The following is a 14,841-nucleotide window of genomic DNA, read 5'->3' on the forward strand; positions in this document are numbered from 1 at the left end:
CGGCTTCCCATTGCCCCGCAGATCGAAGATGATCAAGTGCAGGATCGCACGCGCGCCAGTGGCGCTGGCCGTTTGGAGGACGAAATGAGTGAAATCGCATCCAATGCCGGCAACATCGGCGCCAACCTGGCCCTGCTTGTTCTCGTCATGCTGCTCGCAGGCCTTTTGGGTGGCACAGTAAACTATTTTCTGCGGGTGCCCGAAAAGAACGCCGAAGACAGTGAGGGTTGGTGGAAGCGGTTTCGGGGCAACAGGCTGCTGCACCAATGCCTCCTGATGGGCATAGCAGCCTCGTTCGTGATCCCGGTCTTCCTGCAAATCGCAGCGCTCGGGGTCGACAAGAACATACTGACGAACTTTCTGATCAACGCCGGCAATTCGCACAGTCTGGAGGACCTCGCCCAAGCCTATACCAGTCTTGCTCTCATTGGCGGTTTTTGCGTGCTGGCGGCCATCTCCTCCCCGACCTTCCTGCAAAACCTCTCGGCGAAGATACTGCAACAGGCGCAACAGGCGTCGACCGAGGCCAAGCAGGCCCGGTCAGAGGCGGAAGCCGCCCAGCAGCGTACTCAACTGCTTGAAAAGGCAAGGGAACCCGAGATTGACGCCCGGCTTGAGGCGCTCCGCAATGAGCTGACGCAGGGCCAAGGCGTGCCCGAGGACCCTGACGATGATGCGCCTGCCGGTGAGGAGCCGACCGCGGAAGAAAAGGCAGCCGAGCAGATGGCCGAAGAGGCCCAGAAAAACGCCGATAGCGTGCATGGTTTCAGGCTGAGCGAACTCGACAGGCTCATTCTACAGGCCCTCGCCGCCAAACCGAACACTCGCCGCTCGGTCAAAGGCATTCGCACCGACACCATCTTGAAGTCCAGCCAGAACCACGCCAATGAGACATACAGTTCGGTCAGGGGCCGGCTGTACCGGCTGGCCAGCGCCGGCTATGTCCGCAAGCTGGAAAACGCCGACGGCGGCCTGCCGCGCTGGAAACTGGGTACAAAAGGCTGGGCCGAACTGAAATAGTCGGCCGCCGGCTCCACACCCCGCCGTTTGGACCGTATTGGGTATTCGACGCGAACCGTTGCCTGGCTGGCATGAACACGCGCGAATACGCCGCATTTGTGCCGCACACGGACAGTGCCCCATTGCCAATTCGTGCTACTTCTTGCATCTCATAACAACCGCGCGAGGTGCAGACCGTGGCAAATTCCAACGCCTATAAAGGACTTTCAACAACGGCGATTCATGCTGGCGAAGGTCCGGATCCGGTGACCGGTGCTTCGGCGCCCAATATCGTCATGTCGTCGACCTATGTCGCGGAGGAAGTGGCGGGCTTTTCGGCCCATGAACTGAGCGATGACAGCCCCTTTCTTTATGGCCGCTGGGCCAATCCGTCTGTGCGTGCGCTGGAAAACAAGATCGCGGCACTCGAAGGCACGCAGAGCTGCCTTTGCCTTGCCTCCGGCATGGCGGCGGCAAGCGCCATCTTCCTCACGGTGCTTTCAGCCGGAGACCACGCAGTGATATCGGACGTTTCCTATGCCGGCGTAGCAGAGCTTGCCCGCGATACGCTGCCACGGCTCGGCATCGAAGTCTCGCTTGTTGACATGACGGATATCGCAGCAGTCGAGGCAGCGGTGCGGCCGAATACAAGGCTGATCCACACGGAAAGCCCGGCCAATCCGATCATGCGGCTGACCGACCTCGCGGCCATTTCCGAGATCGCCCGCAATGCCGGAGCAAAGCACTCCTGCGACGCCACATTTGCATCGCCCGTCGGCCAGAAGAGCGCCGAGCTCGGCGTCGACTATGTCATGCATTCGATTACCAAATATATCGGCGGCCATGGCGATGCGATCGGCGGCGCAATCTGCGGGACCGCCGAAGACATCAAGGCCCTCAGTGTTGAGGCTGCCATCCACCATGGCGGCATTCTCTCCCCCTTCAATGCCTGGCTGATCGCCCGCGGCACGGCGACACTGCCGCTGCGCATGCGCGCCCATCAGGAGGGCGCCATGGCCGTTGCGCAGTTCCTGGAAAACCACCCGAAGGTCACGCGGGTTCTTTATCCGGGTCTTGAGAGCCACCCGCAGCACGCGCTGGCAAAAGGCCAGATGCGCAATTTCTCAGGCATGCTGGCCTTCCAGGTCGGCGACGAGGCAACCGGCGAGGCACTGGCAGTCCGCATGGCCGAAGACCTGCAAGTGATCCACTACGCCGTTTCGCTCGGCCACCATCGCTCGCTCATCTGGTGGATGCCGACTGCGGGCATGATGGATACATCTTTCCGGCTGACCGGAAATCAGCTTGACAGCTATCGCGAATTTGCCGGCGACGGCATCTTCCGCCTGTCGGTTGGTCTAGAGGACGCCGAGGATCTGATCGCCGATCTCGACCGCGTGCTCGGATAGGCAGGCCGCGGCACCGCTGCGTAAAACAAGCCGCACACGATTTATTTGCCACCTAAGTGATGATCGCAGGCGGGCGATCGTCTAACATCGCGCCCATGACGAACAATTATGAGCGCATCGTGATACTCACCGGCGCGGGGCTGTCTGCCGAATCCGGCCTCAGCACGTTTCGCGACAAGGACGGCATCTGGTCGAAATACCGGATCGAGGACGTGGCAACACCCGAGGCTTTTGCCCGCAATCCGGAAATGGTTTTGGATTTTTACAACACTCGCCGCTCCGGCGCGCATGATGTCCGGCCAAACGCAGCGCATGAAGCGCTAGCGCGGCTGGAGGCCGAACATCCCGGTTCCGTGATGACCGTTACCCAGAATATCGACCCGCTGCACGAACGGGCCGGGACGATGAATCTTATCCACATGCATGGTGAAATCCTCAAGGCGCTTTGCGCCCATTGCGGCGCGCGCACCGCAGTGGAAGAGAACCTGACGGTGGATCTCGCCTGCAGCCGTTGCGGCAACAGCGGTGGCATGCGCCCCGATGTCGTCTGGTTCGGTGAAATGCCCTATCAGATGGAGCGGATCTATGCCGCACTCGGCAAGTGCGATCTGTTTCTGTCGATCGGCACCAGCGGCAATGTCTATCCTGCGGCGGGTTTCGTTGCCGAGGCCGGTGCTGCCGGTGCCCATACGGTCGAGCTCAATCTGGAGCCGTCCGAGGGCATATCCATGTTTGATGAGGCAATTCACGGCAAGGCGACGGAGGTTGTTCCCGCCTATGTCGACAAGCTGTTAAAACGCTGAGCCAACGGCACGGGTGTCAGTCTTTCCAACCGTCGCACTAAGCCACTTTGCGTGCGGATCATTGTTCAGATGCGGGTCTGTGCCCCAACAGATTTCTTGCGTGACAGTCCGCCTGCTGCAAAGTTACTGTTCACGCCGAAGGGGGACGGATGTCAGGATCAATCGAACTGCCTGTCTGGTTGGTGGTGCTTGTCGGGGTTCTGGCGCTGATTGCGCTCGTTGACCGCCTGTTGACGCCGTCGGTCCGCTGGTTCCTGCGGCGCCGCGCCAACCGCGCGATTGACGAGCTCAATGTCCGCCTGCAGCTGAAAATCCGGCCCTTCGGTGTAACGGGCCGTCGCATCATTATCGACAGGGTGGCCCACGATCCGGATGTCATGGCCGCTGCCGAAGAGCATGCGCGCGAAGAAGGCATGCCGGTGGAAGTCGCCATGGAAATGGCGGAACGCTATGCACGGGAGATCGTCCCGGCATTCAGTGCCTATGTTTATTTTCGCATCGGCACGCGCCTGGCCAGGTGGCTGTCAACGGCAACCTATCGTGTACGGCTCGGCTATTCCGATTCAGAAGCATTGTCGAAAGTCCCGCCCGATTCTTCCGTCGTCTTTGTCATGAACCACCGCTCCAATATGGATTATGTGCTGGTGACCTACCTCGCCTCGGCATCGACGGCCCTGTCCTACGCGGTCGGAGAATGGGCGCGGCTGCCTGTCCTGCAGACCCTGATCCGCGCCACGGGGGCCTATTTCATCCGGCGCAATGCGCGCAACCGGCTCTACCGGCGGGTTCTTGCCAGCTATGTACGCATGGCGACCGAATCCGGCGTGACCCAGGCGATCTTTCCGGAAGGCGGCCTTTCGCGCGATGGGCGGTTGCGCCCGGTCAAACTCGGCCTTTTGTCCTACATATTGTCGGCACACGAACACGGCGCTCGCGATACTGTTTTCATTCCGGTTGGACTGAATTACGACCGGGTACTGGAAGACCGTTCGCTTATCGCAGCGGACGACGGAACTGCACCGCAATCCACCAGGCAGAAAACGGCAAAGACGATCGCTTTTTTGTGGAAGAACCTGCGGCTGCGGCTGGCAGGCCGCTGGCATCGTTTCGGCTATGCAAGCGTGTCCTTCGGCCGGCCCGTCTCACTTAACGCGTTTCTCGCGGAAAAAAGTGTCACGCAATGGGCGGCGCTCGACGAGGCGGAACACACAGCGCTCACCCAGGAATTGGGCGAACGACTCATGGGCGATGTCGGCCGGCTTATTCCTGCCCTGCCGGTCTCTCTCGTCGCCATGGTTCTCGATGATGCAGGTAAAGAACAGCTGGACAGGCTGACGCTGAAAGCCCGCGTCGATGCGCTGATCGACCGGCTTATTGCCAACGGTGCCCATGTGCACATACCCCGCACCGACCGCGATTACGAGGTCACAGTCGGGCTGCGTATGCTGACCTTGCGCAATATCGTTTCTGAAACCGATGACGGCCTATTGCGCATCACACAAGGCGACGAGCCGCTTGTCACCTATTATGCCAATGCGATCCGGCATCTGGTTTAAGGATACAGACTGATCCCGCAAATCTGTCCTTGTCCCCCGAGGAGGTTTGCATTGCTGTCTTTGACAGAACGCACACGAGTGCTAAATGCCATGGTCATGGCAATCGGCGATATCATCGACGTCAGTGACAAAATGCAATCCGGTTATCGCTATCAGCTGGTGGCACCAGCCGGCAGCGAATTTCGTGATGACTTCACGCCGGTCTATTCGCCCCGGCAGATGCTCGAAATGGGCGTATTCGAAGGCAAATACTGCAATGACTGTACCGGGGAATTTCCATCGGATTGGTTTGAAAACGCAAGGATAAGCAGGACACCGGACCCCGCCCTCAACTATTTTGGCATCAAAAGCCGCCAGCCATTAAATGTATGGCGCCAGAAAAACTGGATCCATGGACCCGATCCCCGCGGCTGGTTTCAATGGTATTGCCGATACTATCTCGGTCGGCGCCTGCCTGAAATCGATGATATCCAGATCAAGCGCTGGAAAGCATTCGCCCGGCATGCCGGACAAATCCGCGCCAATTGCGAACCGGGCGACATATTTTGCAGACGGCGCCAGCGCCAGGCTCTGCTGCAATGGTCATACGATCCGATGATTTAAGGGCAGCAACACACAAACTGATAACTACCAGTTTCCGTTGCTTGTCTTCTGTACCAATGACAATGGAAGCCGGTTGGCTCCATCACTCTGGCACGGCGGGGTCGCCACGACCTTGATCAGCGAGTACCACAGCGCCAGATTCCTGATATCCGCGTCCTCAAGATCCGCCGCATCATTCTGAAAGTATGCGTGCCAACACTATTGCCAAATTTCTCTGGCAACAACAGATATGCTGTAGTGATGTCCATTAAGGACCGTGTGCTGCAACAGCTCACACCGGTATAAATGTGCTGCAGGCGGTCAACCACCATACGCGTTTAACTCAACAGGCATTCAACACCGGCGTCATGTCAGACAATTCGAGAAAAACATCACACTCAAACTGGAAACCGGCACCTATCATCGAATGGATGCTGGCCGAGGGGCGCCTGATTGCCGATATCGACGACTTCACAAGGCAGCTCGGGGAGCGAATGCTGGCAGCGGGTGCGCCACTATGGAGACTTCGCCTTTCAATGCGGACCCTGCACCCGCTTGTCACCGCCACCACAGCGGTGTGGGAAAGGGAAAGCGGGACCACACAGCATATCGATACACCGCACGGTCTTGAGGGCCGGGCAAGTTACATCGGCAGCCCGTTTGAGATCATCGGCCGGACCGGCGCGCCCTACCGCAGGAAACTCACGGAAACGCTGACCGCTGACGACCATGAAGTGCTGCACGAACTGGCGGCCCGTGGCGGTACGGACTATTTGGGCCTGCCGATGCCGTTTTCGGACGGGGCAGCTGCAATTTTGGTTTTCACGACCGATATTACCGGCGGCTTCCTTGACCGCGACATTGTGCAGTTTGAGAAAATCGCATCAGTCCTCGCACCAATAGCAGAAGCTTATCGGCTGAAGCGCATTTCGCTCGCCGTTACCGAAGCCTATCTTGGTCAGCGAACCGGTCGGCGTGTCCTGGAAGGACAGATCACCAGGGGCCATATCGAGAAAATCAACGCTGCAATCCTCGTCAGCGACATCCGCGACTGGACCGGTCTTAACAATCGTGTTGCGGCCGAAGAAGCGGTCACGCTCGCCAACCGCTATTTTGAGGTTATTGCAACTGCCGTCGAATCCAATGACGGCGAAATACTCAAGTTCATCGGAGATGGCGTCCTGGCCATCTTTCCGACCGGCAACGATGATGTGGACGCCGCACCTGCATGCGGCAGAGCACTCGCCGCCGCACAGCAGGCCTTTCACGTTGCAGGTAAGCTGGATCCGCCACTCGACCTGGACTTCGGAATGGGTATGCATTTCGGCGAGGTACTCTACGGCAATGTCGGATCGCAGAACCGCATCGATTTCACGGTGCTGGGACAAGCGGTGAATATCGCGGCCCGAATTGAAGGGCTTTGCGGCGAACACCACAAGCCGATCCTTTTTTCCAAGGAGTTCGCAAATCTGTTGCACGAACCATCGACGCTCGTTTCCAAAGAAAACCTGAAAGGGTTTGAAACGGAGGCCGAAATCTTCTCTCCGGAAAATGCGGATCCGGCGACCGGCTGACGGCACCGGTAAATAAATTTCCCGTTTGATCTGAATACGCGTCTCAGAATATTACACTCTTGCTATTGCAAATCATTCTCATTATTAATTAATGAGGAATTTTGATGGGATCCGGAAATGGCGTTTATTCGATTGTTCGCACCGGCACTCGCCGTGCTCATTGCCACAATCCTGTTGGTGAGCGTGAGCCTTGCTACGGTGATTGCCGAAAAGAAATGGGACCCCTTTGCCGGGTCGTTCCAGACCATGCTTTTCATGGCGGATCTGAAACCTGTTCCATGGGAAAAGATCAGGATTGCATTCGAGGAACCGCTTTCTGCCGCCGAAATCCCGGTTTCCGGTAAAGAGCGTCTTGAGGGCCTTGTTCCGGGTAACGGGGAAGCGCTGTCGGCAGCCATTTCCGCAGCCATTGCGAGCGAGGACCGGCAGGCGCTATACGAAGCGGCCTCGCGCGCCCTTGCCGCATCATTGACGGCATCGCTGGACCGCGCCGCCGAAGCCCTTTCCGATCCTGCATCAGCGCAGCTCGAACTTCTCAATGCCCAACAGCTCTATCGCGCCGTCGATCCTTTCGTACGGCAGTCGGACCCCGACAATGCACGTGCCATTGGCCGCGCCTGGCTGACATTGACGACAACCACCGGCTCGTCCGGGGTGTTCGGCATCGGCAGTCAGGAGGCGGACACAGAGCGCTATCTTGATGCAGGCCGCACGATCCTCACCTATATGCACGAGAACTATTCGCCGGTGCGATTTACCGAACGCGTATCGCTGGCGCCCGCACCGGAAGGCGCACTGCCAAAGCTGGCAGAAAATCCGATCCGGCCCTGGTTCCCGCCCGGAACGGACATTGCCGATCAGGATCCGCTGCCGCTGCTGGTGCTGAACTTTGAGGAAAAGGGCATCGACGAGGCCGACCTTCCGCTGGTTGCCTATGGTGACATGCTCTTCGACAGCCCTGAAATCTTCGGTGAACCTGCCCGTACGCTCGGCATCACCTGTTCCACCTGCCACAACCGCAGCGACATCAACAACCGCTTCTTCATTCCCGGCGTCAGCCACCGGCCGGGCGGCGCGGATGTCGATGGCGGCTTCTTCAATGCGATTTTCAATGATTTCCAGGACGATGCGCTCGACACGCCCTCTCTGCGCGGCATCCGGCTTACAGCGCCCTATGGCCGCGACGGGCGGATCGCCAGCCTGCGCGAATTCACCCGCAACGTGATCGTCAGCGAGTTCGGCGGCAACGAGCCGACGCCCTTCATGCTCGATGCGCTGATCGCCTATATGAATGAGTTCGATTTCCTGCCCAATTCCAAGATCGACCGTTTCGGCGAACTTACCGACCGCAGCGATGCATCCGTCGTGCGCGGCGAGACGCTGTTCAACACGCCCTTTGACGGCATGGCCGGAAAATCCTGCGCCTCCTGCCATGTTCCGGCAACGAACTTCACCGATAACCGCCGCTACGACATCGGCTCGGTCAAAGGCAACTACGATGGCAGCCGTGGCGGCCAGTTCGATACACCGACGCTGATCAACGTGAAATACACCGCGCCCTATTTCCACGACGGTTCGCTGCCGACGCTCGGTTCCGTTGTCGACTGGTTCAACGACACCTATGCGCTTGATCTCAACGAAAGCCAGCGCGCCGACCTCACCGCTTATGTGGAAACGATCGGCGGCGCGGACGAGCCCTATGAGGTGTTCGACGGCAAGGCAACGCCGTTTGCGCTGGCCTTTGCCGAACTCACCACCTTCGCAACGACACTCGAAGCCCTGATCCCCGCACGCGACAAATTCCATGCCAATCTGATGCTGGACACGGTCATTACCGATCTGCGCCAGGACATCAGCGCCATGGCGAACCGCGACAGGATTGATCAGGTCATTGAGCTTGCTGACGGGCTGAGCGCCGTTCAGAGCGCCATCAACAAGGACGGCTGGGTAACGGCCAGTTCGGAGTGGCTGGCCTTCAAGACCAAAAAAACCGCCTATGAAGAAGCGATGTACTGAGGAATGACCGGTATCATGAAACGCAGAAACATCATCAGATCGGCCGTTCTCGCATTTACAGCTGCAGCCTTGCTCGTTGCGCAGCCGCTGACCGCTGCCGAGCCTTCAATCACCATGGCCTTCGTGCCACAGGAGAACCCTGACAAGCTGCTCGGCGACATCGAGCAGATCACCGCTTATCTGAGCAAAGAGACAGGCGTTCCGGTCAAGGGGTTCGTGACGTCGGATCACGCAGCTGCCGTCGAGGCGTTGCGCAACGGCGATGCCGATATTTCCTTTATGGGCGCCCTGCCCTCGGTTATTGCAAAACACCGCATCGGCGCCGAGCCCATTCTGCTTGAAGTCTATCGCGGCAAGCCGACCTATCGCGGCCGCGTTTTCGTGCGCCGCGACAGTGCAATCGAGACCCTCGCGGATCTGAAGGGAAAGACAATCGCCTTTGCCGATCCGATCTCCGAATCCGGCTACCTCTTTCCGCTGAAGACATTTGTCGATGAAGGCCTCTTGGAAAAGGGAGCGGATCCCAAGGGCTTTTTCGGCGAGGTCTATTTTGCCGGCGGTTATCAGCAGGCCATCCAGGCGATGGCCAACGGCCTCGTCGATGCGGCCGGCGTCAGCCAGTATGCCGATCTTCTTCTGACCCCCGACCAGCAGGCCGAAATCCGCTGGATTGCGGAAAGCGAGCAAATCCCCTCGCACACAGTCATTGCCCGAAAAGGTCTTGATGACGACCTCAAGACCCGCTTCATCGCCGCCATGATGAAGCTCAACGAGCCCGACTACCGTGTTTATCTGAAATATGTTTATGGCCCCGACGGCTACGTTGTTGCCGATAACTCGGCTTTCACCAATCTGGAGGCCCTGGCCAGGGACTACGGATTTATCGACTGAAGGATTGAACCGTGCAGGCGCTGTCGCTTGAAAATATCCATTTCGGTTACAAGTCCGGTGACGAGCCGGCACTGGATATCGGGCGCCTTGAAATCGGATCCGGCGAGCGCGTCGCACTCATCGGCCCTTCGGGTGCCGGCAAATCGACACTGCTGAAGCTGATCGACGGGCGGCTGAGGAACTGGTCGGGCAAGGCCGTCGTTCTTGGCGAGACGATCAGCAGCCGCAGGACGCCGGGCCGCACATTTTCGCGCAAGATCGGCTTTGTCTTTCAGGAGTTTGCCCTCATCGAGCGCCAGACCGTGTTTGAGAATGTCCGCAACGGCCGCCTCGGCCATCTTTCCACGGCCCGCTCGGTCTTCGGCCGGCTAACGCCGGAAGACTACAAGCAGATCCTCACCGCGATCGAGGAAACCGGCCTGCAGGAATTGATGCACCGGCGCGCCGACGAACTCAGCGGCGGACAGCGCCAGCGTGTTGCTATAGCCCGCTGCCTTGCACAGCAGCCGGGCATGATCCTCGCCGACGAGCCGATCAGCAATCTCGACCCGGTCCGCGCCCGCGAAATCCTCGATCTTCTGGTAAAGGTCTGCGAATTGCGGCAGGCAACGCTGATCATCACCACCCACCAGCCGATGCTGGTGCGCACCTATGTGGACCGGATCATCGCCCTGTCGGAGGGTTCTGTCATTCTGGATGAAGAAAGTTCTCCGGCGAGCGCCGCACAGGTCATGGCGGTCTACGAAGAGATGGCCGACCCATTGGCCGCCCACAACAAACCTGCATCGGTCTGAGTACGTCCATGGTCACGCAACCAACAGGCGGCAGCGGCCGCTACGGATTTCTGATGACCGCCGCCATCGGCCTTGCCGTGGTTCTCGCCTGGAACCATCTCGGCCTCGACACGGCCCGGCTCGGCACCAGCGGCGGCAGGTTGCTGGACTTCCTGCAGCGTATGGTACCGCCCGACCTCAGCGTGCTTGGCATCGTTACTGAAGCTGCAATCGAGACCGTTGAAATCGCCCTCATCGGAACCGCGCTCAGCATCGCCGCCTCGATCCCGCTCGGTCTTCTCGCCGCCGGAACGGTGACGCCCGCCTGGGTCCATGTGAGCGTCAAATGGCTGCTTGCCGCCATTCGCGGCATTCCGCTCATCCTGGTTGCCATGATCATGGTCGGCGCGGTTGGCCTTGGCCCGCTGCCGGGTGTCCTGGCGATCGCCTTCCATTCAACAGGCATGCTGGCAAAATTCTTCGCCGAGGCGTTTGAATCCGTCGACACCAGACCGCTCGCGGCACTCAGCAGTTCGGGTGCGTCGGCCTTCCAGATTCACTGGTTCGGGACCCTGCCCCAAATCGCGCCCGATCTTCTGCGCGACGTCATGTTCCGCTTCGAGCTGAATTTGCGCGAAAGCCTGGTCCTGGGTCTTGTCGGCGCCGGCGGCATCGGCTTCTATATCCAGACCTATATCCGCTCCTTCCAGTATCAGAAGGTCGCCACACTGACGATCGTCATCCTCGTCATGGTTATCGCCATAGAGGCCGTCACCTACGGGCTGAGACGGGTGTTGCGATAGGCAAACCGTATCACCGTCAAATCGCCGCTGCTTTTCACCGGAGCAGATATCGGGCCGCCATAACGATTGGCAGCGTTTGGGAGAAAGCGGTCATTCGCTTAGAAACCGAAATTTGCGTGTTAATCTAGTCGTCACGTCACATGGGAACCAACAGGTTGGTCAGAATGGAGTCCGCCATGCCCGAACCTTTAACGTCTGCGCCAATCCTGCAAACGGAAAGGTTAACATTGCGCGGCCCACGAAGAAGCGATCTGCCTGACTTCACGCGCTTCATGACAAGTTCTCCAAGAATGCAGGCGCAAGACGAAACAGTCAGCAAGGAACAAGCTTGGTTCGGTTTTCTAACGGGTATCGGCCATTGGCACTGGCACGGATTCGGGTTTTTTACATTGGTTCCGCGTAATGGCAGCTCTCCACTAGGTCGGGTGGGGCTGCTCAAGCATTCCGGCTGGCCGCAAGTAGAGTTGGCATGGCATCTCTTTGATGGGGCGGAAGGCAATGGATACGCAACCGAAGCCGCGCAGGCCGTTCGTAGCTGGGCGCAACGGTGCCATGGGTTCAATCAGTTAGTGAGCTACATTCATCACGAAAACCATCGTTCGCGGGCAGTCGCAAAACGTCTTGGAGCCGTGACTGATGGCACTCGTACTGACCACGAACCAGATGCTGAGGTTTGGGTTCACCCGAAGGCAGATTGATTGCTGCCGTGATAATCACAGTTGTTCTATCAACAAATGCTGTGTCTGCCTTGGGCTTAGAGCCGACCTTCACCGCAATGCAAACGGTTCAACCGGGAATAATAAAGTGGCGAAGGTCGGCTGTGCGGACCAAGCGGACGTTGCTCGATTTCATCGATGCCGCGCTCTGTAGGCATCGGGCGTCATTCCCTCCCAGCCTTTGAAGGCACGCGTGAAGGAGTTGATCTCGTTGTATGCCAACAGGAAGGCGATGTCTGGCGTGGCCGTGTCTTTCTCGATATACGCTAAAGCAAGGTCTCTGCGCACCTCACCCAGAATTTGTTTGAAGGTGGCTCCCTCTTCGTCCAATCGGCGTTGCAGTGTCCGCGGGCTGTGCGCTATGCGTTTTGCGACTGCTCCAATCGCGCTTTCGCCCGATGGCAGCAGCTCGATCAGCGCCGCACGCGTCATTTCGACCGCAGAACTGTGCGCATTCACCGCGCTCAAGCGGCGCTGAAGCTCGGGCTCAAAAAAGTCCCACATGGATGAATCGTGAGTCAGAAACGGCTTCCTGGCATCCCTCAAACTGTAGGAGATGCTGGCCTCGGTCCCGGCATGTGGCAACACACCGAAAAACACCTTTACCCTTGTGTCGCTGGCGAACTCGGGTGGCATAACAACGCGGACTGGATTGACCGCCTCTCGGAGAGCATGTGTGATAAGCGCTTGCTGAAAGGCTACCTCAGCGGCAGCCAAGCTGCCGGGCAGGTAATCAAGTTCGGGTGCTGGCTCAGGTGTGATCGAAAGCACGTCCTCGGTTCTTTCAAGACGCAGCGTAAATGGACCAAGCAGGGACTTGTATGCCCGCAGCCGATCCACCGCAATTTCATAGGTTGGGCTGCAGGTGGCGGCGAAGAGTGATGGGCTGAATCCCGTCAACGCCGCCAGTTTCGCGGCAGTTAGTGCAAGATCGACCGGATCGCACATCTCGCAGAGGGCTTCCCAGAGCCGCAAGTATTCGGGACCGGTCAATGCGGCGGGATCGTAGTGCAGAAAGATGGGCGGGAGGCCTGCACGCGATATCATCTCTCGCGGGTCCACTTTCAACTCCGCAAGGATCACTCGGAAGCCCGGATCAAGTTTGAAGCGGCGCGGCATTCAGAGCGTTCTCCGAGCCATCCAGAGGTTCATCGCACCATAGCGATGGTCACCGATTAAGCGCTTTATGAGCGGCAGAATGTGAGAATCCGTTGTGGTCTTGTACACGGCCCGAGGGCGGCTCGCTTCGATCGCAGTGACGATGGCGTTGGCCGTTCTTTCCGGACCAGGAGCGGACTTGTACATGTTCCGCGACGCGTTGGTCATACCCTTAACCACGGTGTCATAGTCACTCGGCGCTTGGACCTTGTCCAACGCGTCGAAAGCAACCTCTTCGAAGCCTGTGCGCACCGCACCCGGTTCGATTTCGACTACATCGATGCCCAAGTCGCGGACTTCCATGCGCAGCGCCTCAGTCATGCCCTTGATTGCGTGTTTGGTCGAGGCATACCAGCCAAGGATAGGTGCCGAGACATGGCTGACAATCGACCCAAGGTTGATGATCTTGCCCGAGCGGGCTTTGCGCATGTGCGGCAGAACAGCTTGCTGCAGGCGGTGCATGCCAAACACGTTGACGTCGAACTGATATTTGAGTTGTTCTTCGCTCACCGCCTCGACAACGCCGTATTGACCGAAACCGGCATTATTAACCAACACGTCGATGCGCCCTTGTTCGGCTATGAGCTGGTCGACGACCTTCTGTACTTCTTCCGTATTCGTCACGTCCAGATGCAAGACGTGGGCGCCCTTGTCTTGCAAGTCGCACATTCTGTCGGTGCGCCGAGCAGTTGCGTAAACAGTGTGGCCTTTGGCGAGCAGCTTTTCCGCTACGAGGTGCCCGAAGCCATCCGACGCGCCCGTGATGAGTATGATTTGAGAGTCTGCCATGGGTGATCTCCTCTTGCTGGTCTCGGAGATAGGCGGGGGAGCGCAAGATTCGAAATCATATTACGCCAAATGAAAACCATTTCGCGCCAAAAGTGAATTACTGGTCAACTCCGGACGCGTCAGCTTCGGGCTCGAAGCGGACGTTCGCCGCGATGCACACTGATAAAAGCACGAAATATATGAACGCGAATGGTCGCTCCGCGAACGAAGCCGCAATAAGCTGCGGCGCAGCACCTTCTTGCAAGGCCGTTGGTAGCATACTTTCCTCATCTTCAGCATTTGCATAGTCTCCTTCCCATGCTTTTTGACCTCACATTCATCGATTGGGTCGGCATCGTCGGTTCGTTTCTTATCGCCGGCGCCTATCTCGCCGTTTCGCGTGCATGGGTAAGTGCCGAACGTCCTGCGTTTCATCTGATCAATTTGGGAGGCGCTTTTATGATCCTCGTTTCGCTTTGGTACCGCCCCAACGCGGGTGCGATTTTGATCGAGCTGTTATGGATGGGGATCGCGATACTCTCATTGCTGCGATGGGCGCGGAGGCGATAGCAAAGACGACGGGATGGGAATGTTGTGATTGGCGCCGGCAACATCCGCCGGGACGCTTGCGAACATCCGCTATGGACCGTGAGTGACGGCCGCAAGCCTGCAACCTGAGTCCGGTCCCTCTGTACTGCGTGGAGAGCTCCGAGTTCCAATACCTCAGTTGCCTCTGCAGCACTTTCGCTTATTGCAGCAGGTAGTCATGACCGAAAGGCTATTGTATATCGGT

Annotated in this window: 14 protein-coding genes; 12 read left to right on the top strand and 2 right to left on the bottom strand. The window is 58.3% G+C overall.

Annotation, left to right across the window (positions count from 1 at the left end):
• Positions 1–84 precede the first annotated feature (84 nt).
• The 11 genes from ABVT35_RS12425 to ABVT35_RS12475 all read left to right on the top strand — a co-directional run bounded on the left by ABVT35_RS12425 (position 85) and on the right by ABVT35_RS12475 (position 12,104).
• Positions 85–1,020: a YEATS-associated helix-containing protein gene (locus tag ABVT35_RS12425; protein WP_368466814.1), complete on the top strand. Its 936-nt coding sequence runs from the start codon at positions 85–87 to the stop codon at positions 1,018–1,020.
• Positions 1,021–1,196: 176 nt separating this feature from the next.
• Complete coding sequence (locus ABVT35_RS12430; protein ID WP_368466816.1) at positions 1,197–2,408, top strand: PLP-dependent aspartate aminotransferase family protein; 1,212 nt, start codon at positions 1,197–1,199, stop codon at positions 2,406–2,408.
• Positions 2,409–2,503: 95 nt separating this feature from the next.
• Complete coding sequence (locus tag ABVT35_RS12435) at positions 2,504–3,211, top strand: NAD-dependent deacylase (protein ID WP_368466818.1); 708 nt, start codon at positions 2,504–2,506, stop codon at positions 3,209–3,211.
• Positions 3,212–3,360: 149 nt separating this feature from the next.
• On the top strand, positions 3,361–4,767 hold the full coding sequence (locus ABVT35_RS12440) for a 1-acyl-sn-glycerol-3-phosphate acyltransferase (protein ID WP_368466820.1): 1,407 nt from the start codon (positions 3,361–3,363) through the stop codon (positions 4,765–4,767).
• Between the two features lie 96 nt (positions 4,768–4,863).
• Positions 4,864–5,370 carry a hypothetical protein gene (locus ABVT35_RS12445; RefSeq protein WP_368467856.1) on the top strand — a complete coding sequence of 169 codons (507 nt, stop codon included), beginning with the start codon at positions 4,864–4,866 and terminating at the stop codon, positions 5,368–5,370.
• Positions 5,371–5,717: 347 nt separating this feature from the next.
• Positions 5,718–6,923, top strand: coding sequence for an adenylate/guanylate cyclase domain-containing protein (locus tag ABVT35_RS12450; protein ID WP_368466822.1), 1,206 nt, complete (start codon positions 5,718–5,720; stop codon positions 6,921–6,923).
• A 117-nt stretch (positions 6,924–7,040) separates the two neighbouring features.
• On the top strand, positions 7,041–8,939 hold the full coding sequence (locus ABVT35_RS12455) for a cytochrome c peroxidase (RefSeq protein ID WP_368466824.1): 1,899 nt from the start codon (positions 7,041–7,043) through the stop codon (positions 8,937–8,939).
• A gap of 15 nt (positions 8,940–8,954) precedes the next feature.
• On the top strand, positions 8,955–9,830 hold the full coding sequence (locus tag ABVT35_RS12460; protein ID WP_368466827.1) for a phosphate/phosphite/phosphonate ABC transporter substrate-binding protein: 876 nt from the start codon (positions 8,955–8,957) through the stop codon (positions 9,828–9,830).
• Between the two features lie 11 nt (positions 9,831–9,841).
• The gene (locus ABVT35_RS12465; RefSeq protein WP_368466829.1) at positions 9,842–10,624 is read left to right on the top strand and encodes a phosphonate ABC transporter ATP-binding protein; all 783 of its coding nucleotides are present in this window, start codon (positions 9,842–9,844) and stop codon (positions 10,622–10,624) included.
• Between the two features lie 8 nt (positions 10,625–10,632).
• A complete protein-coding gene (gene phnE, locus ABVT35_RS12470; protein WP_368466831.1) occupies positions 10,633–11,406 on the top strand; it encodes a phosphonate ABC transporter, permease protein PhnE in 774 nt (257 codons plus the stop codon).
• Positions 11,407–11,582: 176 nt separating this feature from the next.
• Positions 11,583–12,104 (top strand): GNAT family N-acetyltransferase, encoded by a 522-nt coding sequence (locus ABVT35_RS12475; protein ID WP_368466833.1) that lies wholly within the window; start codon positions 11,583–11,585, stop codon positions 12,102–12,104.
• A 150-nt stretch (positions 12,105–12,254) separates the two neighbouring features.
• Here ABVT35_RS12475 and ABVT35_RS12480 read toward each other — a convergent pair whose 3' ends face one another.
• Positions 12,255–13,241: an AraC family transcriptional regulator ligand-binding domain-containing protein gene (locus ABVT35_RS12480; RefSeq protein WP_368466835.1), complete on the bottom strand. Its 987-nt coding sequence runs from the start codon at positions 13,239–13,241 to the stop codon at positions 12,255–12,257.
• Positions 13,242–14,069 carry an SDR family NAD(P)-dependent oxidoreductase gene (locus tag ABVT35_RS12485; protein ID WP_368466838.1) on the bottom strand — a complete coding sequence of 276 codons (828 nt, stop codon included), beginning with the start codon at positions 14,067–14,069 and terminating at the stop codon, positions 13,242–13,244.
• 297 nt (positions 14,070–14,366) lie between these two features.
• Here ABVT35_RS12485 and ABVT35_RS12490 point away from each other — a divergent pair, with 297 nt between their 5' ends.
• Positions 14,367–14,618: a hypothetical protein gene (locus tag ABVT35_RS12490; RefSeq protein ID WP_368466840.1), complete on the top strand. Its 252-nt coding sequence runs from the start codon at positions 14,367–14,369 to the stop codon at positions 14,616–14,618.
• Positions 14,619–14,841: the final 223 nt, after the last annotated feature.

Source organism: Hoeflea sp. TYP-13 (assembly GCF_040932035.1).
Taxonomy (GTDB): domain Bacteria; phylum Pseudomonadota; class Alphaproteobacteria; order Rhizobiales; family Rhizobiaceae; genus Hoeflea_A.